Source organism: Kribbella jejuensis (genome assembly GCF_006715085.1).
Lineage (GTDB): Bacteria > Actinomycetota > Actinomycetes > Propionibacteriales > Kribbellaceae > Kribbella > Kribbella jejuensis.
Genome location: NZ_VFMM01000004.1, coordinates 394,708 through 418,492, shown reverse-complemented (window position 1 = coordinate 418,492; position 23,785 = coordinate 394,708). Strand labels below are relative to the sequence as shown.

The following is a 23,785-nucleotide window of genomic DNA, read 5'->3' as shown; positions in this document are numbered from 1 at the left end:
TCGACGTGGTGTGTGCGCCCACCCTAGGGCCAACCGTCTATTGTCTGCGGCATGCAATCTCTGTCGCCGCGGGTTCGTGCGTTGGGTGCTGCCGGGATCTGTTTGGTGATCGCGGTCGCGGCCGGGCTGGCGGTGGACGGCCGGTTGGATCGGCACTGGGTGCTGCGTGGGGTCACGGTGTTCCTGGCGATCTGTTGTGCCGCATTGTTGCTGACCGATCAGACCCGGCGGCTGCGGCAGATCGTCACGGCGGTCGGGCTGGCCATGTTCGGACTGATCATCCCGGTGTCGCAGACCGCGTGGTCGCAGCCGCCGGAGATCAAGTTCGCCCTCCAGGTCGCGACCGACGCGAAGGCCGCGGCGCAGAAGGCCGCCCGGAGTACGGTCGCTGTCGCGGACGTCAAGGCCGCCGCCGAGGCACGTGGGGGAGCGGTTGGATCGCTGCCGACCGAGAAGACCCCGCAGGTGCGGGGCGCGGACGCGTACCCGCTCATCGTCCGCGCCAAGCGCGACCAAGGCCGCCCGTGGGCGTGTGTGTCCTTCAAGAACCTCGACGCCGAAGTCCGGTCCTGCTAGCCCTCACTCATACGCGGCGGCGAGTTCCTCGGCCCGGTTGAGCGGATCCCACGAGACCGCCCGGCCGTCGAGCTGAGCCTCGACAACCTCCAACCCGGCCTCCCAACCCGCCGCGGCCGGTCCAGCCGCGTCCGGCTCGGCGAGCACATTGGTGAAGACCAGTCGGCTGCCGGTCGGGGTACGCGCGATCTCCCAGGTGAGAACCTCACCGGACCATTCGTACTCCAGCACCACCGGCGGTTCGTTGCGCAGCACTCGCCCGTTCGGTGAGCGGTTCGGGTCGTCCGCCATCCCGTAGCGTCGGCGCTGCTCCTGCGTCACCCCGAAGTACAACGCCGTGCCCGCGGGCTGGTTCAGGTCGACCACCGCCGGGAACCACGCGGACAGCCGCGTGGGATCCGTGATCGCGTGCCAGACCTGCTCCGGTGGATGCGGCAGCAGCCGCTCGAACCGGATTGCCGTCCGCCCGTCGTCCGTCCTGAACACCGTCCCGTGCCGATCGCCCATACCGCAATATAACCCATGGTGAATATAAGCACTCACGGAAAAGTGTGGTCCAAACGCTGGGCAATCGATTTCTCATCGAACCCCGACCGGCCTAAGGTCCCGTTATGACACTTGGGAATCTCACCGGCATCAGTGCGCTCGCCGACGTCGAGACGCGTTCCATCAGCGCGGAGAACCCGACCGGCGAGCCCGGTCAGGGCGGGCGGCGGACGGAGGGGACCGGGGCGCAGGCGGCCCGGGACCTCGGGCAGGGGTGGAAGGTCTCGCCGTCGATCGAGATCGGGGCGGGGGAGACTGCGACGCTCGCGGACATCGCCGGGCCGGGGTGCATCACGCACATCTGGCTGACCACGCATGTCGACAACTGGCGCCGGCTGATCCTGCGGGCGTTCTGGGACGGCGACGAGAACCCGGCGATCGAGACGCCGGTCGGAGACTTCTTCTGCTCGGGCTGGGGCAAGTTCGCCCAGGTGAACTCGCTGCCGGTCGCGGTGAACCCCAATGGCGGCTTCAACTGCTACTGGGAGATGCCGTTCCAGGAGCAGGCCGTGCTGACGATCGAGAACACCCACGACGAGCCTGTGATCGTCTACTTCCAGGTGGACTACTGGCTGGGCGCAGTACCGGACAACTCGGCGCACCTGCACGCGCAGTGGCGCCGGAGCAACCCGCTGGCCGCCAAGACCGTCCACACGCTGCTGGACGGTGTAGAAGGCCCAGGGCACTACGTGGGGACCTACATCGCGTGGGGCGTCAACAGCACCGGCTGGTGGGGTGAGGGCGAGGTGAAGTTCTACCTCGACGGCGACGAGGAGTTCCCGACCATCTGCGGCACGGGGACCGAGGACTACTTCGGCGGCGCGTGGAACTTCGACGTACCTCACCTGGGCGGTTACACCGAGTTCAGTACGCCGTACCTCGGGATGCCGCAGGTGATCCGCCCCGACGGGCAGTACCAGAGCCAGCAGCGCTTCGGCATGTACCGGTTCCACCTGCCGGACCCGATCCGCTTCAAGGAACGGTTGACCGTCGACGTACAGGCACTGGGCTGGCGCTCCGGTGGACGCTACCTCCCGCTGCAGGACGACATCGCGTCCACGGCGTTCTTCTACTCGACCCGCACGAGCACACACCGGCCCGCGACGCCGAGCCACGACGACATGGAGATCTGCTAGGGAATCAGCAACGGGTTGTGCAACGCCGTGTCGGTAAGAACGACCAGGGCCGAGGTCCAGGCCAGCGGGGCTTCACCTGCAGGCTCAACGTCGCGGTTGACCTTCTCCGGCAGTGCACCGAGTTTGGTGCGGTGATGGTCGAGCCAGGTGAGCAAGGTGTTGGCCGTGTCCTGATCACCACGCGCAGCCGCGCTCAGCGCGAACAGGGCGGTCTGGGGCGTCCAGGACACCCCGTCCGCCCGCCAGTCCTCTCCCGGTGTCACACCACCGTTCGGTTGCGTCAGTACGGCGTACGCGTTGTCGATCGCCGTACTGACGACCGGACGGGCCGGTGCGAAGGGCGGCCCGAGGACGGTGACGAACGAGTCCGCCCCGCCGCCCAGGCCGATCGGCTCGACCCCTGGTTCGACCAGGCTCGTGGCCCGCGCCGGGGTCCGCGGGTAATCCGGTCCGAACACCCGATCGGTTGCCGCCGACAACTTCTCGAGCGCCGCCTGCCAACGGGTCGCCTGCGCTTGCTGATGCTGGTCCGAAGCGATCCGGACCGCCGATCGCAGTCCCGTCAGCAGCGGGGCGACCGTCCCGATCGTCAGCTCCTTCTCGGGACGTTCCCAGTAGTCCGGCGAGCGCGCCGGCAGCCCGTCCGGGCCCAGCTCGCGGAGGATCTGGTCGGCCGATTCCTCGACCATGCCCCAATACTGACGCCCGGCGCGGCAGAACCACGTTGCCCACAGCACCCATCCGGACGCGTCCGATTGGGGTTCGCGGCCGTCGCCGACGTGCTTGCCGTCGGCGGTGTACCGGGCCTCCCAGCGACCGGTCGCCGGGCGGACCCGGTTCAGGAACGACAGCACCTTGAGAGCGTCCCCGTACTGGCCGATCGCGCAGCGCGCGACGGCGACGAACGACGCATCCCGCGGCCAGACGTAGCGCCACGGGCCGTTCTCACCGGCGAGCGTGCCGCCGCTCGGCAGCGTGAGCGAGTCGAGGTCGGCGAGTGCGTGCCGGACCATGTCGTCGTGCGGCTCGCTGCCCAGCGCCGAGCGCACCGGCGCGTGCGGGATCCCCTCGGACACCAACTGTGGTTGCGGGTTGCGGACCACGTTGTTGATGGTCCCACCCGCGAGCACAGCCAGCAGTACAGCAATGACGACGTACGGGAACCGCATCCGTCCTCCTACCGACGAGCTACTGCGTCAGGTGCTGTACTTCCGCCTCGAACTTACGCCGCGGTGCCAGCTCGACGAGGTACATCGCCGACACCACGAGTGCGCCGCCGACGATCATCCGCCAGGTCAGGCTGTCCGAACCGAACAGCACCGCGAACGCCGACGCGAACACCGGCTCCATTGTCATCGCGATCGCCGCCCGGGTGGGAGTCAGGTGGGCCTGCGCCCAGGTCTGCACGATCAGCGCGAGGGCGCCGGCGATCAGCGCCATGTAGACCACGCTCACCCAGTCGCGGCCCGTCGGCGGCAGCGAGAACCCACCCGGTACGGCGCCGATCGCGCACACGCACGTGATGACGATCATCTGCAGCGCCGACAGCCCGAACGCGTTCTTCGGCGTGGACCAGGCGCCGAGACCGATGATGTGCAGCGCGTACAGACCGGCGGAGGCCAACGTGAGCAGTTCACCGGTGCCGAGGCTGAAGCCGCGCAGCGACAGGACGGCGAGGCCGACCGTAGCGAGGACTACCGCGAACCATGCCCAGCGACCGATCCGGTGCCGCAGGATGACCGCGCCGAGCAGCGGCGTGAACACGACGTACATGCCGGTGACGAAGCCGGACACGCTGGCCGACGTGTGCCGCAAGCCCTCGGTCTGGACGAGCTGCGCGATCCCGTACGTGATGCCGAGGGCAACGCCCCGGCCGCGGTCCAGCCGGCTCAACCGGGCGATCGCGGGCGGATGGATCAGCAGCAGGGCGATCGACGCGATCAGGAACCGCAACGCCAGGTAGTCGGCGACGTCCATCCTGGTCAGCAGGTCCTTGGTCAGGAAGAACGTCGACCCCCAGGCCGCCGCAACAGCCAATAACGCCAGTACAGCAACACGAGGGTGATTCACGCCTTACATCAGATCAGAGTGCCGACCCGCGGGGCAAAACGGACCACAACGGACCACAACGGATCACAGCACGGTGATGACGATCGTCGAACCCGGCTTGACCTTCTGGCCGGCGCCCGGGTCCTGCGCGGCGACGATGTTCAGCCCGAGGTTGAACGGCGCCTTCTGCACCGAGACCTTGAAGCCCGCCGCGGTGAGGATCTGCTGCGCCTCGCTGGTGGTCTTCCTCTTGACGTTCGGTACGTCGACCAGCGGCGGGCCGAGCGACACGACCAGCGCGACCTTGTCCTTGGCGAACAACGTGCCGCTGTTCGGGGTCTGGCTGATCACGTTGCCCTCGGGAACCTTGTCGTCGTACTGCGTGCTGCGGGTGACGGTGAACCCGAGGTTCCGCAGCGTCTCCCGCGCGTCCCGGTACGGCTTGCCGGTCAGGTCGGGCACGTTGATCGGCCGTTTGCCCTTGCTCACCGCGAAGTTCACCGCTGTGCCGGGCTTCACCACCGTGTTGAACTTCGGGCTGATCGCGATCACCCGCCCCTGCGGGACGGTCTCGCTGTACTGCTCGACTATCTGCCCGGTGATCAGCTTGATGGGCGACAGTGCCTGCTGGGCAGCATCCAGTTGCAGCCCGACCAGCTGCGGCACCCGGTACCGCTCCGGGCCCTTCGAGACCGTGAGACCGATGTCACCGTTCTTCCGGATCCGGTCGCCCGCCGCCGGGTCGGTGCGCATCACCAAGCCCTGCGCGACGTCCTCGGAGTAGTCCTGGTTGTCCAGGCTCGTCCTCAGCCCCGATTTCGCCGCCGCGGCCTCGGCCGCCGCGGGCGCCATCCCGACGAGCGAGGGCGTCGAGGTGTAGCGGTGGATCCCGTAGTACCAGGCGGCGGTACCGATGCCGAGCGCGAGCGCCAGGATCGCGATCAACGCGATCGGGCCGCGCGAACGGCGCTGCGGCGTCATCACCGGAGCCTTGGCGGCCGGAGCACCTGTGGGACGCCCTCGATCCACCGGAACGATGATCGTGTCGTGCCGCACCGGGGGCTGAGTCTCCACGACGACTTCGCCCCGCATGTAACCGTCGTCGTACTCGCTGTCCTGCCGGATCTGCTGGATCGGCACGGTCAGGTCGCCGGTCAGTTCCGGGTCGTCCGGCAGCCCTTCGTCCAGCGCGCTGCGCACCCGGTGCACCTGCCGGCTGAACACCCGCGCGTCGGTCGGCCGCAGATCCCGGTCCCGCGCGGTCGCCCGCTGCACGAGCGCATCGACGTACGGCGGGATGTCCGGCTGCTCGAGCGACGGCGGCGGTACGTCGTTGTGCACGTGCGCGTACGCGACCTGGATCGGGGTGTCGCCGGAGTGCGGCTTGTTGCCGGTGAGCATCTCGTACAGCACGATGCCGGCCGAGTACACGTCCGAGCGGGCGTCGGCACTACCGTCGGTGACGAGCTCGGGCGCCAGGTACGACACCGTGCCCATCAGCAGGCCCTGAGTGGCGGTGTTGCCGCTCGCGCTTACCGCACGGGCCAGACCGAAGTCGGCGACCTTCACAGCGCCCTTGTCGGAGATCAGTACGTTCTCAGGCTTGATGTCGCGGTGCACGATGCCCGCGTCGTGCGCGGCCGACAGCGCGGACAGGACCGGCGTCAGCAGATCGAGCGCGCGAGCGGGGGAGAGCGGAGCCTCCTCGCGGATCACGTCGCGCAGCGTGCGGCCGGGGATGTACTCCATCGCGAGGAACAGCGTGCCGTCGTCGTCGCCCTGGTCGAAGACGGCGACCACGTTCGGGTTCGACAGCCGGGCCGCGGCGCGGGCCTCGGCCACGAAGCGGCGGGTGAACTGCGCGTCGTCCCCGAGCCCGTCGTGCATCACCTTGAGCGCGACGGTCCGGTCCAGGCGCAGGTCGTGGGCCTGGTAGACGGTGGCCATGCCGCCCTTCGCGACACGCGCGCCCACGCGGTACCGACCGTCGAGCACGCGCCCGACGAGGCGGTCGCTGACCTGCGTGTCCACGTCGTCCGTCACTTGCCGTGAGCCGCCTCTCCCCAAACCGTTCTGCAGAGAGTGTAGATAACGGCTCAGCGTTACCGAGCCAGGCTCACCGCAGGGGGTTCCACCCGCGTTCCAGCTGAGCCTTGATCCGGAGGACGTTCTTCACGTAGGCCTTGGTGTCGGCGTACATGCCGTTCTTCTTCACGCCGCCGAGGCCCTGGTAGTAGCCGGCCACCGCGATGTTCAGCTGGGCGGCCCCGGTCAGGCGGCTGAGCAGTACGACGCCCGCGGTCACGTTGTCGCGCGCGACGAGCAGGTCCAGGTCGCGGCCGACGATCCGGGACGCGAACCGGCCGGTCGACGGGATCACCTGCATCGCACCGATCGCGTTCGCGGGGGAGACCACCCGCTGCTTCCAGCCGGACTCCTGCCAGGCGACCGCGAGTGCGAGCTCCGGATCGACGCCGTACCGCTGTGCGGTGCTCACGATCAGTGACCGCATCTGGGCGCGGGTCGGCTGCTTGCGCTTCTTCAGGATCGCCCGGTTGCGGTTCGCCTGCGCGACGACGTGGTCGGCGTACGTACGACCGGCGAAGGTGTTGTCGGTGCGCTTCTTGGCCCGGATCTTCACCGGAATCTGCAGCGGCTTGCCGGCATAGATCCGGTCGCCGGGCTTGAGCCGGTTCGCGGCGAGCAGGTTCGCCTGGGAGCACTTGAACCGCTTGGCGATCCCGGAAATCGTGTCGCCGGACTTCACCACGTACGTCACCCGACCGAGCTGTGAACGCTTCGCGGGCGTCGAGGTCTTCACCGGCACCTTCAGCACTTCGCCGGCGTAGATCGCGTTGCCGTTGCCCGGGAGCTTGTTCAGCGCGACCAGCTGGCTGACCGTGGTGCCGTACCGCCCGGCGATCTGGCCGAGGGTGTCACCGTTCTTGATCTTGTACGTGCCGAAGCCCGGCGAACCGGCGGTGATCACGGCCGCGGTCAGCACCGGTACGGCCAGCCCGGTCAGCATCCGAACAATGTTGCGCATCGCAACCAACTCCCCGTTGTGTACGTCCCTTGACCGTATGTGCTGGGACTGATGTGACAACAGGGGCCGATGGGGTCAGTGTTACGCCTGTAACGTAAAGGTTACAATTCAAGGCTGAACTACATTGTTGTGGTTCACAATCTTTGCGGTTGCCGTTGGCAACTGTGAGTCAGTGACCGAAACGGCTGACGAGGAAGGGTTTCGCGAGCTCCGGCAGGTTTCCGGTGCGGACCGTGTCGGCCAGGATCTGTGCGGTGACCGGCGTCAGCAGGACGCCGTTGCGGTAGTGACCGGTTGCCCAGAGCAACCGATCGAGGCCGGACGGGCCGAGCACCGGCGCATTGTCCGGGGTCGCGGGCCGGAGCCCGGCGATCGCCTCGACGAGTTCGAGTTCGTCGGTGATCGGCAGCACGGTCCGCGCGTCGCGGAGCAGGTTGAACACCCCGCCCGCGAGCACGCGCGTGTCGTACCCGAGTTCGGTACTGGTCGCGCCGACGACCAGTTCGCCACCCGGTCGCGGCACGAGGTAGACCGAGAATCCACGGGCGGTCGCGCGGACGGTGTGTTGCAGCGCCGGGCGGTACGCCTCCGGCACCCGCAGCCGCAGTACCTCTCCCTTCACCGGCCGCACCGGTGGCCGCAGTTCTTGCGGTACGCCGTCCAGCTGTGCGGACCACGGCCCCGCTGCAGCGACAATCTGTCCCGCGTCGATGGTCTCGCCGTTGTCCAGCTGTACGCCGGTCGCCGTCGTACCGGACGTGATGATCCGGGTGACCCGTTGGCGGATCAGCTCGACGCCGGACAGTTCCACCGCACGCAGGAGAGTAGCCACGGCCTGCCTGTTGTCGACGGAGTGGTCGCCTGGAACCCAGACGCCACCGGAGACACCTGTGGCGAGCATGGGTTCGCGCTTGCGGGCGTCGCGCCCGGACAGGTCCTCTACTTCGAGCCCGAGCCTGCGCTGGTAGTCGGCGACCCGGCGGAGCAAGGCCATGTCGTCGGCGTCGTACGCGACCGACAGCGTCCCCGTCCGATGCAGCCCTGCTGGTTGTCCGGTCAGCTCTTCCAGCTCGGCGGCGAAGGCCGGCCACGCGTTGACGGAGGCCAGGTTCAGCGCGAGCAGGTCGTCCTCGCCGAACTCGACCTCGGTGACGGGAGCCAGCATGCCTGCAGCGACGTTCGACGTCTGCGCGCCCGGTGTGGGGTCGCAGATGGTCACCTCGACCCCGGCCACTGCCAGCCGCCACGCTGTCGCCAGCCCGATCAGTCCGCCTCCAACCACCACCACATCAGGCATGCCGTAACCCTACTTCTGGGTGAGCATGGCAGGCTTTGGGATGTGACTGACCACACCGACCGCCTCCTGGATGCCCGGCTGTACCTGTGCACGGACGCGCGGGAGAAGCAGGGTGACCTCGCGGAGTTCCTCGACGCCGCACTGGCCGGTGGCGTGGACATCGTGCAGCTGCGGCAGAAGGAGATGGAGGCGGCGGACGAGCTGGCTGCTCTTGAGGTGTTCGCGGACGCGTGCAAGCGGCACGGCAAGCTCCTGGCCGTCAACGACCGTGCGGACATCGCGTTCGCGGCGGGAGCCGACGTACTGCATCTGGGCCAGCGGGACCTGCCTGTGCACGCAGCCCGGGCGCTCGTCGGTCCGGGTCCGGTCATCGGGCGGTCGACGCACTCGTTCAGTCAGGTGAACGCCGCGATCGACGAGGTCGGTTCGGATTACTTCTGCGTGGGGCCGACCTGGGCGACGCCGACCAAGCCGGGTCGCCAGGCGGCCGGGCTCGAGTTGGTGTCGTACGCCGCGGGCCGGCGGCAGGCGAAGCCATGGTTCGCGATCGGGGGCATCGACCTGGAGCGGCTGGACGAGGTGATCGAGGCCGGTGCGACCCGGGTGGTCGTCGTCCGGGCGATCACCGAAGCCGACGACCCGGGCGCGGCGGCGGCCGAGTTCAGCCGGAGGCTCAGGCGGTGATCAACAACCAGAAGACCGCGCGGATCGTCGCGGTCGTGGTGATCGCGATGATGGTGATCACCCTGGCTGCTTCGCTGTTCGGCTGCTCGGCGGACACCAAGAGCTCCGGTGACACCGATCCGACCAGTGGGCTCAAGTACGTCGCGGTGGCGGACCTCCCGCAGGAGGCGCAGAACACGCTGAAGCTGATCGACCAGGGCGGGCCGTACCCGTACAGCCGCGACGGTGTGGTGTTCGGCAACTTCGAGAAGATCCTGCCGAAGCACGACCGCGGCTACTACCACGAGTACACCGTGACGACCCCGGGCGAGAAGGACCGCGGTGCCCGCCGGATCGTGACCGGGAACGCCGGCGAGCGTTACTACACCGACGACCACTACAAGTCCTTCCGCCGGATCGCGGAAGGCGGGGGAACTTCATGACTTCGCTGCGTGCGCTGCTGGAGGAGGGGCTCCGGCCGGGTGTCTACCGTTGGCCCCAGGCTCCGGGTGCGAACGACGTACGCCGGGACGCCGAGGCCGAAGGTTTCGGCTTCGTGCTGCTCGACACCGGCGAGATCCACGACAAGGCGGGATTCCTGGACCTGTGCGCGACCGCGTTCGACCTGCCGCGCTGGTTCGGCCGGAACTGGGACGCGCTGGCCGACTCGCTCAGCGACCGGTCGACCGGGTCGCCCGAGGTCGTGCTGTGGACCGGGCTGCGCAATCTGCTCGAGCACGACCATGACACGGTCGACGTGGCGCTGCAGATCTTCGGCGAGGACACGACGAACTCGGGTCAACTCCGGGTACTGATCGCCGAGGAGACCGCGCCCGACCTGCTGAGCTCACTGCCTGTCCTGTAGGAGCTCCCGCAGTTCGTCCAAGTCTCGAGCGAACAGCAGGCTGCGCCCGCGGTTGCTCTCCCGCACCCAGTCCGCCAGCGGCTTGCTCGCCGCTACCCGCTCCGCGATGTCGCCGACCACGGCCAGCCCCATCCGGTACGACACGAACTTCTGGGCAATCGCTCCGGCCCGCCCGGTCCGCAGCTCGAAGAACTCGTCACCGAGCTGCTCCGGCGTGAACGCGATCCACTCCGCCCGGTGGGCGTAGTACGCGTCGACGATCAGCTGGACCGCCTCGCCCTCGTCGGTGATCGGGACTTCACTGACGTACACCTGAACCATGTACCCCAAATTACCCTAAATACCGCGACAGGGCCATGTATAGGGAATTCTAAGGAAAGTGCCTTAGGCTGACAGCATGGCCCAGGAGCTGTACTCGGTGGAGCAGGTGGCGAACCGCCTGGGGCTGCACGTCCGTACGATCCGCAACTACGTCCGCGACGGCCGGCTGAAGGCGGTCCGGATCGGGAAGCAGTACCGGATCAGCCGTGAGGACCTCGAGGAGTTCACCGGTACGCCGACCGCGGTCGTCGACGTGGACAGCTCCGCCCGGCACATCGAGGCGTCGAGCATCGTCCACATCGACGCGGTCGACCGGGCCAACGCCGACCGGCTCAGCACCCACATCCACGGCGCGCTGAACCAGCCCGAAGCCGTCCACCTCAAGGCCGAGACGATCTACGACGAGGAACGCGCCGTGCTCAAGGTCATCGTGCTCGGCAACCTGCCCGCGACCGCCGACCTGCTCCGGCTGATCAACCTGCTCGCTACACCACCCGCGACGTAGCCGCGATCGCCAGGTCGTTGAGGGCCTTGCGGGCCGTGTCGTCAGTGTCGTCGGCGAGCTCCGCCCGGTCGAGCGCGTCGAGCGCGTCCTCGGTGCGGTCGGTGATCAGCTCCTCGCAGGCCTGGACGGCGCGGGAGTCCTGCAGGATCTCGCGCAGCAGCTGGATCTCGTCGTCGTCGAGGTCGGGCCGCCCGAACAGCCGGTTGAACTCGGTCAGCTGGATCTCCGACGCGTGGTCCACGGCGTAGGCGATCAGCACCGTCCGCTTGCCCTCGCGCAGATCGTCGCCGGCCGGCTTCCCGGTCAGCGCCGGGTCCCCGAACACGCCGAGCAGGTCGTCGCGCAGCTGGAACGCCTCGCCGAGCGGTACGCCGTACCCGGACAGGGAGCTGATCAGGCGGTCGTCGCCACCGGCCAGCGCGGCGCCGATGTGCAGCGGCCGCTCGACCGTGTACGTCGCCGACTTGTACCGCAGGACCCGCAGCGCGAGGTCCATGTCGGACTCGCCGCTCGCCTGCGCGACGAGATCGAGGTACTGCCCGGCGGTCACCTCGACCCGGACGGCGTCGAAGTACTGCTCCGCGCGGGCCAGCGCGGCCGCGTCGAAGCCGGACGTGTGCAGCAGCTCGTCGGCCCAGATCAGGCACAGGTCGCCGAGCAGGATCGCGGCGCCGACGCCGAACCCGACCGGGTCTCCGCCGTGCCCGGTCTTGTCCGACCGCTCCCGCTGGAGCGCCTCGAACCGGCGGTGCGCGGCCGGCTGACCCCGCCGTACGTCGGAGGAATCCATCACGTCGTCGTGGACCAGCGCACTCACATGCAGCATCTCCAGGCTCGCCGCTGCCGGCAGGATCGGGAGCGCCGGATCACCGCCCGCGGCCCGGAAACCCCAGTAACAGAAGGACGGACGCAACCGCTTCCCACCGCTGGTCGCGTCCCGCGCGGCCCGTACCTGCTCGGTCAGCTCCGGGCCGATCGCCGCCAGCCGCTGCTCCTGCCGGTCGAGGAAGCCACTCAGCGCACGCTGGATCCCACCGGCGATGTCGACATCGTCCACGTCTCGGAGCGTAGTCGGTGGGCAGACGCCAACACCCACCCCGGGTAACCTGAACCGCATGGCGAACGGACTTCCCTCGACGCTGCCCGGCGGTGCGCCGACCATCCGCGAGCTGCTCGCGGCCGGGGAGCGGTCCTTCTCGTTCGAGTTCTTCCCGCCGAAGACGCCCGAGGCCGAGGAGGTGCTGTGGCGTTCGATCCGCGAGATCGAGCAGCTGCACCCGACGTTCGTCTCGATCACGTACGGCGCCGGCGGCACTACCCGCGACGGCACCATCAGGGTCACCGAGCGGGTCGCGCAGGACACCTCGCTGACGCCGCTCGGGCACCTGACCTGTGTCGCGCACTCCCGCGACGAGCTCCGATCGGTGATCGGCGCGTACGCCGGCTCCGGCGTCCGGAACATGCTCGCGCTGCGCGGCGACCCGCCGGGCGGTCCGAACCAGCCGTGGGTCGCGCATCCCGAGGGCCTGAACCACGCGATCGAGCTGGTCGAGCTGATCCGTTCGCTCGGCGACTTCTGCGTCGGCGTCGCCGCCTTCCCGGACAAGCATCCGGAGGCCGCGTCGCTCGAGGCGGACGCGCAGGTGCTGGCCGCGAAGGCGCAGGCCGGTGCCGACTACGCGATCACCCAGATGTTCTTCGGCGCCGACGACTACTTCCGGCTGGTCGACCGGGCGGCCGCGCTCGGCTGCGACATCCCGGTGCTGCCGGGCATCATGCCGGTCACGAACATCAAGCAGATCCAGCGGATGGCGGAGCTCACCGGGATGGCGTTGCCGGCCGAGGTCACCGACCGGTTGCTGGCCGTCGAGGACGAGCCGGCGGCGGTCCGTGAGGTCGGCATCGAGATCGCCACCGAGCTCTGCGAGCGGCTGCTGACCGGCGGCGCACCGGGCATCCATTTCATCACGCTGAACAGATCCACAGCGACACGACAGGTCTTCCGCAACCTCCAGGCCGCCAACGTATCCTGACCCAATGGCTGACCCGTCGGACCTGTTGATCGACCGCACGCTCGTCCTGCTCCGGCACGCGAAGGCGGTGCCGCCGGAGAGCAGGCCGGAGCTGGCGGACCTCGACCGCCCGCTGGCCGATCGCGGCCGCGCGGACGCGAGCGCGGCCGGCCGGCACCTCGTTGCCGAAGGCATCGAACCGGACCTGGTCCTGTGCTCGCCCTCGAAGCGCACCCGCGAGACCTGGAAGTACGTCGCGGACGCGGGCGTCACCGCCAAGGACGTCTGGTACGACAAGCGCGTCTACAACGCCGACACCGACGCACTGCTCGACGTCATCCGCGAGGTACCGGCCGAGGCCCGCACGGTGGTCGTCGTCGGCCACGCGCCCGGCATCCCGTGGCTGGCCGACGAACTCGCCCTCGACGGCACCAGCCCGGAGCGCGTGCAGCTCACCCAGAAGTACCCGACCGGTGGCCTCGCGATCCTGCACCTGACCACGCACTGGGCCGACCTCGCCGCCAACGACGCCGACCTCGTGCAGTACGTCGTACCCCGCGGCTAGGGCAGCCAGCGGGTCGTGCTGTTCACGGTGATCAGCCGCTGGGTCGCCCGGGTCAGCACGACGTACAGGGCGCGGACGCCGCCGAGCGTGTCGCTGACGATCCGATCCGGCTCGACCACCACGACACCGTCGTACTCCAGGCCCTTGGAGTCCAAGGGGCTGACGGCAACGACCCGCGGATCGCCGAGCTCGGCCAGCACCGGGTCGACCGCCCCGCGCAGGGCCGGCGGGACGATCACCCCGACGGTCCCCTCGACCACCTGGAGCAGTTCGGCGGCCGCGTCGCCGGCGGCCTCGGCCACCTTGCCCGCGTCGAAGATCCGGTGCTCCGGCTCGACCCCGGTACTGCGGACCGCGTTCGGCAGGTCGGCGTCCGGGATCGACTGCCGGATCACCTCACCGGCGAACGCGTAGATCTCGGCCGAGTTCCGGTAGTTGGTGGACAGCCGGAACGTGTGCCGCTGCAGGTGCGACAGCATCGAATCCATCGCGGCCTGGGCCTCGGCCGGGTCCCGCCACGAGCTCTGCGCGAGGTCGCCAACGATCGTCCAGCTGGCCTGCGGGCCGCGCCGGGTGACCATCCGCCATTGCATGGGGGAGAGGTCCTGCGCCTCGTCCACCAGGACGTGCGCATACTCCTCCGGCTCCTCCGCCTCGCGGGCCGCCGCGGCCCGGGCCCGGCGCTCGGAGCTGGTCAGTACTTCGTTGACGCCGTCGGTCAGCCCCTCCAGCCAGTCGAACTCCTCGTCGGTGTTCTCCACCACGGGCGGGCGGCCCAGGAACGTACCGAGCTCGTCCAGCAACGCGACGTCGGCGACGGTGAACTCGTCCGTGGTACGGATCGCGGTCGCGAGCGCTTCGATCTCGGCGGGTGTCAGCTCGTTGCGACCCCAGCGCTGCAGGCGGCGCGCGTCGCCGAGCCAACGCAGGACGGACTCCGGCGTCAGGACCGGCCACCAGGCGCTGAAGAACGTCCGGAACGCCGGGGTGTCGGTCACGCGGTCGCCGAACGCCTCACGGTCACCCAGTGGACCGTTGCGCAGGTCCTCCGGGAACCGCTGCCACAGCGCGGCAACCAGACCCTTCCGAGCCTCAGCGGCTGCCCGGTTGCGAGCTGTCCGGCGCAAAGCGTTCCGGCGGACGTTGTCGAGCTGGTTCGCGTCCAGCTCGACGGTCGCGCCGCCGATGAAGACCCGCAGGGTGGTCGGAGCGTTCGGCACCCGGTCACGGGCCGCGCGCGCGAGCACGGTGCGCATCCGCAGCGAGCCCTTGATCGCGGCAACGTCGGCGTTGTCGACCGCGGTCGCCTTCACGCCGTCGACCAGCTCACCAACAGCCCGCAGCGACACGGTGTTCTCACCGAGGCTCGGCAGCACTCGCTCGATGTACGCCATGAACGCCGCGGACGGACCGACGACCAGTACGCCGCCACGCTCGAAGCGCCGGCGGTCGCTGTACAGCAGGTACGCGGCGCGGTGCAGCGCGACCACGGTCTTGCCCGTACCCGGGCCGCCGCCGATCACGGTGACACCGCGGGCCGGTGCCCGGATCGCCTCGTCCTGCTCGGCCTGGATGGTGGCGACGATGTCGCGCATCGTGTGCCCACGGGCCCGCGACAGCGATGCCATCAGCGCGCCCTCGCCCATCACCGGCAGGTCCTCCGGCGCCCGCTCCGGTGCCAGCAGGTCGTCCTCGAGGCCGGCGATCTTCGCGCCCTTGTTCCGCAGCACGCGCCGCCGGACGACCTTTTGCCGGTCGGTCGGGGTGGCCCGGTAGAACGGCTCCGCCGCGGGTGCCCGCCAGTCGATCACGAGCGGTTCGTACTCCGCGTCGCGGACCCCGATCCGCCCGACGTACAGCTTGTCGAGCTCAGCCGCGGTCGCGGCGGGCGGCTCGTCGTCGCCCCGGTCGGAGTCCAGCCGGCCGAACACCAGGCCCTCGTGCTCCGCGTCCAGCTCGGCGATCCGGCGGGCGGCCGCGAACACCAGCACGTCCCGCTCGTACAGACCGGTCTGCTCTTCCTCGCGGACCCGGCCGACGTTCTGCGCCTGGCCACGCTGGTGACCTTCGACCGCGATCCGGGAAGCGGACCGGGCGGCCTCCTCGACCCGGCCGTAGACCCGGTCGACATGCTGTTGCTCAGCCGCCAGCTCAGCGCGCTCCACTGTGGGGGATTGATCCACCAAGGTCCTCTCTACCGCCGGGCACCAGCCCCGCTCAGAACACAAGAACAACCAATCTTAGTTGTCTCGAGTGCATAACCCCACGCGGGTCTCAGGCCTTCCCGATCGCGTCCGCGACGATGGCCGCGCCGAGGGTGGTCGCGGGCACCCCGGAACCCGGATGAGCGCCCGCGCCGACGCAGTACAGGCCCTTCACCGGGGACACGTTCGACGCCCGCCGACGGGCCGTCTTGTATCCCTCCCAGGCCACCCCGGCCCACCAGGACGGTGACGTCTGCCTGGACACCACCTTGTCGCGCACGGGCAGACCGCGGGCGACCAAGAGGTCCAGTACGTCGTCTGTCGGGTAGCCGTGGACCAGCACGGACCACGCTTGGTGACCAGCGGGCGCTGTACCACCTGTCCGTACGACGACCGTCGGGGTGCCGTGCAGCACAGTCTCGAACGGAAGCGTCGGTACCGGCTCCTTCAGGCCCAGGTGTACGACGTACGCAGCCTGTGCCTGGTGCGTCGACAGGATCCGCTTGCGCACCTTTTTGGCGGCGGGGTCGTCGACCATGGACTCGTAGAGCACCCGTGGATCGATGTCACTCACCACGATGTCGGCAGGGATCGCCTCGCCGTCCGACAGCCGTACGCCGCTCACTGCGCCGCCGGCTGTCGTCACGGCGACCACCTCGGCGCTGGTACGGATGGTGATCTTCCGCTCGCTCGCACGCTGCACCAGCGCGTCGGCCAGGGCACCGAACCCACCCGGGATCGTCCAGCGGCCGAACGTGCGCTCCAAGTAGGACCAGACACCGACATAGCCCGGTGTGAGCCCCGCCTCGGAACCGCCCTGCGCTGCGTAGTACCGGAGCACTGCCCGTGCGCGCTCGTCGGTCAGTTGGCGCTGTGCAACCTTCTCCAGCGACTGCCAGGGCTTCAGGGCGCGGATGGTCTTGAGCGGCAGTTTGGGCTCGAGAGGTGGTTCCAGCGACGTCTTGCGGAGCAGTTGCCACGTGTCGCCGAACCCGTCGACCAGCTTGGTCCACTGCTCGGCCACAGGTGCGCCTGCGAGGTCCGTCCAGGCCTCCTCCTGCGAGCCACGGTCACTGATCGGCAGGTCGAGGACGGAGCCGTCGGAGAACATGTGGCGACGCGGCTCGGTCACGGGCTCCAGTTGGACGAGGCTCTCGATCGGCCGGCCGCTCTTGCGGAACAGGTCGCGCAGCGCGGCGGGGAGCGTCGTACTGGCAGCTCCTGCATCCCAGGTGAAGCCATCGGCTTCTACGCGGCCCAGGACACCGCCAAGGTGCTCGTCGCGTTCGCAGATGGTCACCTGGTGGCCGAGCTTCGCCAGCCGCACAGCACTCGCGAGACCGGCCAGACCGGCCCCGACGACAATCACATCAGCCACTACCTGTTCCCACGTTTCTCTCGCCACGCCTTGAACCTGAGATACCCGCGCCGGATGAACCTGAAGGCGAAGTAGACCGCGATCAGGCCGACGATCAGCAGGCTGCCCGCGATGATCAGTGCCGCCTCCGGATGGAACGCGGCCAGCGACACCACACCGGCGACCGCCACATCCTCTCCCGACGAGGCCGCGATGTTCGTGACCGGCTCGGGGGAGGTGTTGATCGCGAGCCGCAGACTCGCCTTCACGGTGTGTGAGAGCAGCGCCACCAGACCGCCGACCGTCGCCACCACCGCCTGGTGCAGGGTGCTCGCCTGACCGGACAGCATCGCGGCGATGATCGCCCCGATGGTCGGCCGGATCACCGTCGAGATCGCGTCCCACGCGGAGTCGACGTACGGGATCTTGTCGGCGACGAACTCGAACGCGAACAGCACGCCGGCCGCGATCAGTACCGGCGTCGTGGTGAGTGCGTGCGGTACGTCGCCGGCGCCGGCGAACCGGCCGAGCAGGCCGAGGATCAGCACGCAGGCGTAGGCGTTCACACCACTCGCCCAGCCGGTCGTCACCGCCAGCGGCAGCGCTTCCATCGCGGTACTCCATAACCCGAGGTGGCCGATTTCCGTTAACCGTTGACATCCGCGTCGCCCGGACCCACAGTGACTAGGCTGCCGGTCTGTGTGACCGGCACCCGCCCACGGGTTCAGGAGATCATCATGCTGCGTCGTCCGAAGATTCTTGCCGCACTCGCTGCGGTAGCGCTGCCGACCGCGGTGGTCGGCGTGTCGTTGGGAAGTCCACCGGCCCAGGCCTCGCCGCCCGGCGTCGTCAGTAGCGCGAGCGCCGACGGCACCGCGGCGTACAGCGCGGCGGCCGCGAAGTACGGCGTACCGGAGTCCGTCCTGCTGGCCGTCTCGTACGCCGAGTCGCGCTGGGACGACCACGCCGGCGCGCCGAGCACCACCGGCGGGTACGGCCCGATGCACCTCACCGGTCTGGGTGCCTCCGAGGTGGCCGACCTGTCCGGCAAGCAGAAGGTCGCCACCGCCGAGTCGCTGCAGACGCTGAAGAAGGCGTCCGACCTGACCGGCATCGACCAGTCCACGCTGCGCACCGACACCGGAGCCAACATCGACGGCGGTGCCGCGGTGCTGGCGTCGTACCAGAAGTCGCTCGGCCTGCCGGTCGGTACGAGCACCTCACCGGCCCAGTGGTACGGCGCGATCGCGTCGTACGCCGAGGCCTGGGACAAGGTCGGCGCCGGCGGCTTCGCCGACGACGTCTACGCGATCATGGCCAAGGGCGCCGCCCGAACCACGAACACCGGCCAGCAGATCGTGATGCCGGCGCTCGCGGTCACGCCGGACAAGTCGCAGCTGAGCAAGCTGTCGCTGCCGGCCGGCGTCCAGCCGTCCAAGTCGGACGTGGAGTGCCCGCCGTCGCTCGGCTGCGAGTGGCTGCCGGCGCCGTACTCGACCTTCGGTACCGACGGCGACTACGGCAACCACGACCTCGCGAACCGGCCGAAGACCGGGAAGATCGACTACATCGTCATCCACGACACCGAGGGCACCTGGCAGGGCGTGCTGAACCTGGTGCAGGACCCGACGTACGTCAGCTGGAACTACACGATGCGGTCCAACGACGGCCACGTCTGGCAGCACGTGAAGGCCAAGGACGTCGCCTGGCACGCCGGCAACTGGTACGTGAACATGCACAGCATCGGCATCGAGCACGAGGGCTTCGCGCCGCAGGGTGCCACCTGGTTCACCGAGTCGCTGTACCGCAACTCGGCCAAGCTGGTGCGCTACCTGGCCGCGAAGAACGACATCCCGCTCGACCGCGCCCACATCATCGGCCACGACCAGGTGCCGGGCACGGTCCCGTCCACGGTCCGCGGCATGCACTGGGACCCGGGACCGTACTGGGACTGGGAGCACTACTTCGACCTGCTCGGCGCGCCGATCTGGGGCCACTCCGTGCTGCCGGTGAAGGCCGGTTCGATCGTCACGATCAAGCCTGGCTTCGAGGGCAACGTCCAGGTCGTCAACAGCTGCGACACTCCGGGTACGCCGTGCACCCCGCAGGGCACCAACTTCGTCTACCTGCGCCAGGCGCCGGACGACAACGCACCGCTGGTCAAGGACATCGGCCTGCACCCGGACGGCTCCAACGGTACGACCGAGGTGTCCGACATGGGCTCACGGGCCGCAGCGGGTTCGCAGTACGTCGTCGCCCAGCGCCAGGGAGACTGGGTGGCCGTCTGGTACCTGGGGGCTCTCGGCTGGTTCAAGAGCCCGGCCTCCGCGCCGGACGCGTTCGCCAAGCCCGGCCTGGTCGTGAAGCCGAAGGCCGGTCTCACCTCGGTACCGGTGTACGGAAGGGCCTACCCGGAGGCGTCGGCGTACCCGGCCGGGATCCCGTACCAGACGGTGACGCCGTTGCAGTACTCGATCGGTGCGGGTCAGGCCTACCCAGTCGGTGACCTGAACATCGAGACCGACTACTACCGGGCCGTGACGTTCGACGGGCAGCCGCCGACCGACCACGTCCAGGTGCTCGGCAAGGACAAGTACTACGAGATCTGGTTCGGGCACCGGATGGCCTACGTACGGGCTGCCGACGTGGACGTCCGCCCGGCCGTCTAGTCTTGCCTGGGTGATCGACGAAGCCGTCCAGCCGTTGCTGGACGGCTTCGTCCGTTCTGTCCGCTCTGCCGCCCCTGTCGTGGCCGTCTGGCTGCACGGCTCGCTCGCGCTGGGGGACTACCAGCCCGGGCGTAGCGACCTGGACGTGATCGTCGTGGTCGCGAAGCCACCCTCGTCGGCCGTTGCCGACGTACACCGGAAGCTGATCCGCACTGACCCGCTGGCGGCCAAGCTGCACTGCTCGTACATGGCGATCGGCCGGTTGGCTGATCCGTCGATCCGGCACCCGACCTTCGCCCACGGGCGGTACTTCGACCGCCCGGTGACGCCGGTGACCCGCCGCGAGCTCGCGATCGGCAACCGGACGCTGTTCGGGCCGGCGCCCGTGGAGTTGCTGCCGGCAACGACCGACGAGGAGCTGTTCGCGTTCGTCCGCCGGGACCTGCGCGAGTTCTGGCTGCCGGCGACCCGCAAACGCAGGCCCTGGTACGCCGACATCTGGGTCGACCTGAGCCTGCTCACGATCGCGCGGGCGCACGTGACGCTGGCGACCGGAGACCTGATCACCAAGCGCGCCGCGTTCGACGTGCTGCCCCGGCTCGGGGCGCCGGCGGACGTCGTCGAGGACATCCGGCGGCGCCGGTACACCGACGGGGTCCGGACCGGGCCGTGGTGGCGGCACACCCGCGCCGGGCTGACCCGGCGCTTCGTGCGGACCGCCATTCCACGGGTGCTCAGTTCACCGTGATCTCGGAACCTTCGGTCAGCGTCAGCAGCTCGGCGTAGCTGGTCGGGAAGACCGAATGCGGGATGCCCGCCGCGGCCCAGATCACCGGGTACTGCTCGAGGGCGCGGTCGACGTACGTCGGAACCGGGCCCGGGTGGCCGACCGGGGCGACGCCGCCGATCGCCTGACCGGTGTGCTCCTTGACGAACTCCGGCGTGGCCCGCTTCAGCTTCCCGATCCCGAGCTCGGCGGCGACCTTCGCGGTGTCCACGCGGTGCGCGCCCGAGGTCAGGATCAGCACCGGGGCGCCGTCGCCGTCGAAGATCAGGCTGTTCGCGATCGCGCCGACCTCGCAGCCGAGCTCCGCCGCGGCGGCCGCCGCGGTCGGCACCGCCTCGTCCAGGATCACGATCTCGCCGGTCGCTCCGGCCGCCCGCAGCGCGGCGGCCACTTTCTGCACATTGGGATGACTGCTCACCCCGGTGAGCTTAGGCGGCCCGGCCCCCCGATCCGGGCGCTGTCCGGAAATTGTCGGTGGCGTCGTCGACGATGACGTCATGGAGATCGGAACCGTGCTCAGCCGCCGGGCGCCCGGGCCTGCCCGGATCCCGGTCCACGGCGCGCCGATCCCCGCTCCCGTTGACGACTGTCGGCGGACGGCGATACGCTTCCAGTGTTCGAACAGATGTTCGATTGCTTCGGTCCCGGTTTCGTCGGGAGGCCGGCCCGGGGCGGATCGGACAGCTGAACGGCTCCGGTGCGGAGTTGCGGCCGCATCGGAATCCGGTGGCCCCGGCGGGCCGGGCACCGGGGTGGTCCTCGACCCCCACCCCGGTGCCACCCGCCGGGCCGCCGGCCAGGGGAAGCGTTCGGAGCGCAGGAGGAGATGGACCATGTGGGAGTTCGACGACGCCGTCGAGGTGCACTCGGTGAACGTTGACGGTGTGCTGACCCCCGACCAGTTCCTCTGGCGCGGCCGGTTGTGGCGGGTGCGCGCGGTCAGGTCGCAGTGGACCGAGACCGCCGCCTGGTGGGAGCGCGGCGTGATCGGCACCGGCCGGACGTACGACTCGCTCGCCCGGATCGACGCGACCACCGTCGCCGAGGTCTGCTCGGCGGCCCGGACGCCCGCCGCCACCGGCGTGCTGGACGCGGAATGGGGACCGGAGCGTTCGGTGTTCCGGGTGGAAGCCGGCTGCGGCCGGTTCGGGCAGCAGGAGATGTTCGATCTCGCCCACGACCCGGATTCGGGGCGTTGGCAACTGGAGAGGGTGACCGACCGATGACAGTTTCACCGGTGTCGCCGGCTGCGGCCGGCGCGGCCAGCCGCGAGCTGTTCCGTGCCCGGGCCGCGCTGGCCGAGGCAACCGAGACCAACGACCACCTGATCCGCTACTCGAGCGCGCATGTCGCGGCGCTCCGGGTCGCGGCCGCGGTGCTGGCCGTCCGCGCCCGCCCGGTCCGCTCGGGCAGCCGGCGGCGGGTCCAGCGCAACGCCTGGGTGCTGCTCGCCGAGGTCGCGCCGGAGTTCGGCGAGTGGGCGACCTTCTTCGCCGCCGGTGCCGCGCAGCGCGCCGCCGCCGAGGCCGGCCTGGAGCGTGCCGTCAGCACCCGCGAGGCCGACGACCTGGTCCGCGCGGTCGAGACGTTCTACACCCAGGTCGAAGCGAGCCTGCGGTTGTCCACCAGCCCGGTGCTGACCGCGACCACCGACCCGCAGTCCGTTCTCACCCAGTCCTGGATGCAAGCCAGCTGACGCACCACCGCACCTGAGGAGATCCCGACCGTGAGCGAACCCACCCGAGGCCTGGGCAAGGACCTGTGCGGTCGCGTCCACGCCGTCACCGGCGCCGAGTGCTACCTGCCCGACACCCACTACCCGCGGCCGCACCAGGCCCTGTCCGGCGACTCCTGGCACGACGGCCTCTGTAGCGAGTGCGCGGGCTCAGGCCTGGTGTCCGACATTCTCTGTCCGTCCTGCAACGGCACCGCGTTCGAGCCCCTCACGCCGTACTAGGGTCAACCGGGTGAGCGGACTTCCGGTATTGGATGTCGAGGAGCAGCGGGTTCTGGGGAGCTTGCTGGAGAAGCAGTTGACCGTGCCGGCGTCGTACCCGTTGACGGCGAACGCGTTGCGGACCGCCTGCAACCAGACCAGCAACCGTGAGCCGGTCGTGGACTACGACCAGGGCACGGTCGAGCGGGTCGCGCGCGGACTCCGCGATCGCGAGCTGGTGCGGATCGTCTGGGCGGACACGGGTCGCCGGACGCTGAAGTACCACCAGATCCTCGACGAGAAGCTCGAGCTCGCCGAGGACGAGCGGGCGTTGATCACCGTCCTGCTGCTGCGCGGGGCTCAGGCGCCGGGGGAGTTGCGGACGCGGACCGAGCGCCTGCACCGGTTCGACGACCGGGCCGACGTGGAGGCGTGCCTGCAGCGGATGGCCGCCCGCCCCGAGCCGCTGGTGCGTGAGCTCGAACGCCGGGCGGGGCAGCACGACCGGCGGTGGATCCACCTACTCGGCCCGGTGCCGGAGGTCGAGGCCGTCGCGGCGGTTGAGACGGTCGACCGCGACGCGGTGATCGCCGACGGGGCCGAGGCGCGTGACGCCCGGGTGCGTTCGGCGTACGACGCGGTCGCGACGGCGTACGCGGACGAGCTGCTCGACGAGCTCGACGGGCTGCCGTTCGAGCGGTGGCTGCTCGACCGGGTGGTTGCCCACGCGGACGGCCGCCCGGTGGTCGAGGTCGGATCGGGTCCGGGCCATGTGACGGCGTACCTCGCCGCTCGGGACGCGGATGCGACCGGAATCGACGTGTCGCCGGAGATGGTTGCCGAGGCACGCCGGCGGTTCCCCCAGCTGAACTTCGAGGTCGGCGACCTGCGCCGGCTCGGTCGCCCGCCGGCGAGCTCCGGCTGGTCGGCCGTCCTCGCCTGGTACTCGCTGATCCACCTCGCCGCTTCCGAGCTGCCCGGCACGATCGCCGCGCTGACCCGGCCGCTGGACCCTGGCGGCTGGCTCGTCCTCGCCGTCCACGCCGGTGACGAGGTGCGGCACGTCGAGGAGTTCCTCGGCCACGAGGTCAGCCTCGACTACGTGCTGCACAACCCCGCGCAGCTCGTCCAGCTGCTCGAATCCGCCGGCCTGACCGACATCGAGTGGTACCTGCGCGGTCCGCTGGCGTCGCACGCGGAAACCACCAACCGCTTGTACGTCGTCGGGCACAAGTAAGGTGTGGCGCGGCG

26 protein-coding genes and 1 pseudogene are annotated in these 23,785 nt (G+C 69.6%); 14 read left to right on the top strand and 13 right to left on the bottom strand.

The genetic code is table 11. The features are described 5' to 3' along the window. The first annotated feature begins 51 nt into the window (after nucleotides 1–51). Entirely contained in the window at nucleotides 52–576 is a 525-nt protein-coding gene (locus tag FB475_RS34780; protein ID WP_141862495.1) for a hypothetical protein, read from the top strand. Nucleotides 577–579: 3 nt separating this feature from the next. Here FB475_RS34780 and FB475_RS34775 read toward each other — a convergent pair whose 3' ends face one another. Beyond that, complete coding sequence (locus FB475_RS34775) at nucleotides 580–1,083, bottom strand: SRPBCC domain-containing protein (RefSeq protein ID WP_141862493.1); 504 nt, start codon at nucleotides 1,081–1,083, stop codon at nucleotides 580–582. A 104-nt stretch (nucleotides 1,084–1,187) separates the two neighbouring features. Between FB475_RS34775 and FB475_RS34770 the strand changes: the two genes are divergently transcribed. Then, entirely contained in the window at nucleotides 1,188–2,258 is a 1,071-nt protein-coding gene (locus tag FB475_RS34770; protein WP_141862491.1) for a glycoside hydrolase family 172 protein, read from the top strand. Here FB475_RS34770 and FB475_RS34765 read toward each other — a convergent pair. The 6 genes and pseudogenes from FB475_RS34765 to thiO form a co-directional block, all read right to left on the bottom strand. Next, on the bottom strand, nucleotides 2,255–3,427 hold the full coding sequence (locus FB475_RS34765; RefSeq protein WP_141862489.1) for a glycoside hydrolase family 15 protein: 1,173 nt from the start codon (nucleotides 3,425–3,427) through the stop codon (nucleotides 2,255–2,257). The two genes, FB475_RS34770 and FB475_RS34765, sit on opposite strands and share 4 nt — an antisense overlap. A gap of 19 nt (nucleotides 3,428–3,446) precedes the next feature. Next, a complete protein-coding gene (locus tag FB475_RS34760; RefSeq protein ID WP_141862487.1) occupies nucleotides 3,447–4,328 on the bottom strand; it encodes a DMT family transporter in 882 nt (293 codons plus the stop codon). A 63-nt stretch (nucleotides 4,329–4,391) separates the two neighbouring features. Next, on the bottom strand, nucleotides 4,392–4,598 hold the full coding sequence (locus FB475_RS38540) for a PASTA domain-containing protein (RefSeq protein ID WP_425551839.1): 207 nt from the start codon (nucleotides 4,596–4,598) through the stop codon (nucleotides 4,392–4,394). Nucleotides 4,599–4,604: 6 nt separating this feature from the next. Beyond that, nucleotides 4,605–6,338 (bottom strand): annotated as a pseudogene (gene pknB / locus FB475_RS34755) (Stk1 family PASTA domain-containing Ser/Thr kinase); the annotation flags it as partial. A gap of 85 nt (nucleotides 6,339–6,423) precedes the next feature. After that, nucleotides 6,424–7,353, bottom strand: a complete 930-nt coding sequence (locus FB475_RS34750) for a lytic transglycosylase (protein WP_141862483.1) — start codon at nucleotides 7,351–7,353, stop codon at nucleotides 6,424–6,426. A gap of 169 nt (nucleotides 7,354–7,522) precedes the next feature. Continuing rightward, nucleotides 7,523–8,650 (bottom strand): glycine oxidase ThiO, encoded by a 1,128-nt coding sequence (thiO, locus tag FB475_RS34745; RefSeq protein ID WP_141862481.1) that lies wholly within the window; start codon nucleotides 8,648–8,650, stop codon nucleotides 7,523–7,525. 42 nt (nucleotides 8,651–8,692) lie between these two features. Here thiO and thiE point away from each other — a divergent pair, with 42 nt between their 5' ends. Genes thiE through FB475_RS34730 form a run of 3 tightly spaced genes read left to right on the top strand, consistent with a single transcriptional unit; the run spans nucleotide 8,693 to nucleotide 10,178 of the window. Then, a complete protein-coding gene (gene thiE, locus FB475_RS34740; RefSeq protein ID WP_141862479.1) occupies nucleotides 8,693–9,334 on the top strand; it encodes a thiamine phosphate synthase in 642 nt (213 codons plus the stop codon). After that, entirely contained in the window at nucleotides 9,331–9,756 is a 426-nt protein-coding gene (locus FB475_RS34735) for a guanyl-specific ribonuclease (protein ID WP_202878686.1), read from the top strand. The genes thiE and FB475_RS34735 overlap by 4 nt, the downstream gene beginning before the upstream one ends. After that, nucleotides 9,753–10,178 carry a barstar family protein gene (locus tag FB475_RS34730; RefSeq protein ID WP_141862477.1) on the top strand — a complete coding sequence of 142 codons (426 nt, stop codon included), beginning with the start codon at nucleotides 9,753–9,755 and terminating at the stop codon, nucleotides 10,176–10,178. Before FB475_RS34735 ends, FB475_RS34730 begins: the two co-directional genes overlap by 4 nt. On the opposite strand, the gene FB475_RS34725 is transcribed toward FB475_RS34730, so the two are convergent. Then, nucleotides 10,161–10,499 (bottom strand): DUF4180 domain-containing protein, encoded by a 339-nt coding sequence (locus FB475_RS34725; protein ID WP_141862474.1) that lies wholly within the window; start codon nucleotides 10,497–10,499, stop codon nucleotides 10,161–10,163. The two genes, FB475_RS34730 and FB475_RS34725, sit on opposite strands and share 18 nt — an antisense overlap. 76 nt (nucleotides 10,500–10,575) lie before the next feature. Between FB475_RS34725 and FB475_RS34720 the strand changes: the two genes are divergently transcribed. Then, complete coding sequence (locus tag FB475_RS34720) at nucleotides 10,576–11,004, top strand: helix-turn-helix domain-containing protein (protein WP_141862472.1); 429 nt, start codon at nucleotides 10,576–10,578, stop codon at nucleotides 11,002–11,004. On the opposite strand, the gene FB475_RS34715 is transcribed toward FB475_RS34720, so the two are convergent. Beyond that, complete coding sequence (locus FB475_RS34715; RefSeq protein WP_238332626.1) at nucleotides 10,985–12,061, bottom strand: polyprenyl synthetase family protein; 1,077 nt, start codon at nucleotides 12,059–12,061, stop codon at nucleotides 10,985–10,987. The genes FB475_RS34720 and FB475_RS34715 overlap by 20 nt on opposite strands. A gap of 58 nt (nucleotides 12,062–12,119) precedes the next feature. Here FB475_RS34715 and metF point away from each other — a divergent pair, with 58 nt between their 5' ends. Then, the gene (gene metF, locus FB475_RS34710; protein ID WP_141862467.1) at nucleotides 12,120–13,037 is read left to right on the top strand and encodes a methylenetetrahydrofolate reductase [NAD(P)H]; all 918 of its coding nucleotides are present in this window, start codon (nucleotides 12,120–12,122) and stop codon (nucleotides 13,035–13,037) included. A gap of 4 nt (nucleotides 13,038–13,041) precedes the next feature. Continuing rightward, nucleotides 13,042–13,581, top strand: coding sequence for a SixA phosphatase family protein (locus tag FB475_RS34705; RefSeq protein ID WP_141862465.1), 540 nt, complete (start codon nucleotides 13,042–13,044; stop codon nucleotides 13,579–13,581). On the opposite strand, the gene FB475_RS34700 is transcribed toward FB475_RS34705, so the two are convergent. From FB475_RS34700 to FB475_RS34690, 3 genes are all read right to left on the bottom strand, one after another. After that, a complete protein-coding gene (locus FB475_RS34700; RefSeq protein ID WP_238332625.1) occupies nucleotides 13,578–15,746 on the bottom strand; it encodes a HelD family protein in 2,169 nt (722 codons plus the stop codon). The two genes, FB475_RS34705 and FB475_RS34700, sit on opposite strands and share 4 nt — an antisense overlap. 109 nt (nucleotides 15,747–15,855) lie before the next feature. Further along, nucleotides 15,856–17,163, bottom strand: coding sequence for a phytoene desaturase family protein (locus FB475_RS34695; protein ID WP_141862457.1), 1,308 nt, complete (start codon nucleotides 17,161–17,163; stop codon nucleotides 15,856–15,858). Then, a complete protein-coding gene (locus FB475_RS34690; RefSeq protein WP_141862455.1) occupies nucleotides 17,163–17,753 on the bottom strand; it encodes a DUF4126 domain-containing protein in 591 nt (196 codons plus the stop codon). The genes FB475_RS34695 and FB475_RS34690 overlap by 1 nt, the downstream gene beginning before the upstream one ends. A 126-nt stretch (nucleotides 17,754–17,879) precedes the next feature. On the opposite strand from FB475_RS34690, the gene FB475_RS34685 reads away from it, so the two are divergent. Further along, the gene (locus tag FB475_RS34685) at nucleotides 17,880–19,811 is read left to right on the top strand and encodes an N-acetylmuramoyl-L-alanine amidase (RefSeq protein ID WP_141862453.1); all 1,932 of its coding nucleotides are present in this window, start codon (nucleotides 17,880–17,882) and stop codon (nucleotides 19,809–19,811) included. 10 nt (nucleotides 19,812–19,821) lie between these two features. Beyond that, complete coding sequence (locus tag FB475_RS34680; RefSeq protein ID WP_141862451.1) at nucleotides 19,822–20,559, top strand: nucleotidyltransferase domain-containing protein; 738 nt, start codon at nucleotides 19,822–19,824, stop codon at nucleotides 20,557–20,559. On the opposite strand, the gene FB475_RS34675 is transcribed toward FB475_RS34680, so the two are convergent. Next, nucleotides 20,546–21,016, bottom strand: a complete 471-nt coding sequence (locus FB475_RS34675; RefSeq protein WP_141862449.1) for a YbaK/EbsC family protein — start codon at nucleotides 21,014–21,016, stop codon at nucleotides 20,546–20,548. The two genes, FB475_RS34680 and FB475_RS34675, sit on opposite strands and share 14 nt — an antisense overlap. 415 nt (nucleotides 21,017–21,431) lie before the next feature. Here FB475_RS34675 and FB475_RS34670 point away from each other — a divergent pair, with 415 nt between their 5' ends. The 4 genes from FB475_RS34670 to FB475_RS34655 are packed head-to-tail and all read left to right on the top strand — an operon-like array spanning nucleotide 21,432 to nucleotide 23,771. Continuing rightward, the gene (locus FB475_RS34670) at nucleotides 21,432–21,824 is read left to right on the top strand and encodes a DUF6504 family protein (RefSeq protein WP_141862447.1); all 393 of its coding nucleotides are present in this window, start codon (nucleotides 21,432–21,434) and stop codon (nucleotides 21,822–21,824) included. Beyond that, on the top strand, nucleotides 21,821–22,294 hold the full coding sequence (locus FB475_RS34665; protein ID WP_141862445.1) for an SAV_6107 family HEPN domain-containing protein: 474 nt from the start codon (nucleotides 21,821–21,823) through the stop codon (nucleotides 22,292–22,294). Before FB475_RS34670 ends, FB475_RS34665 begins: the two co-directional genes overlap by 4 nt. A gap of 30 nt (nucleotides 22,295–22,324) precedes the next feature. Then, entirely contained in the window at nucleotides 22,325–22,555 is a 231-nt protein-coding gene (locus FB475_RS34660; protein WP_141862443.1) for a hypothetical protein, read from the top strand. Nucleotides 22,556–22,565: 10 nt separating this feature from the next. Further along, nucleotides 22,566–23,771 (top strand): DUF480 domain-containing protein, encoded by a 1,206-nt coding sequence (locus tag FB475_RS34655; protein ID WP_202878685.1) that lies wholly within the window; start codon nucleotides 22,566–22,568, stop codon nucleotides 23,769–23,771. The last annotated feature ends 14 nt before the right edge of the window (nucleotides 23,772–23,785 follow it).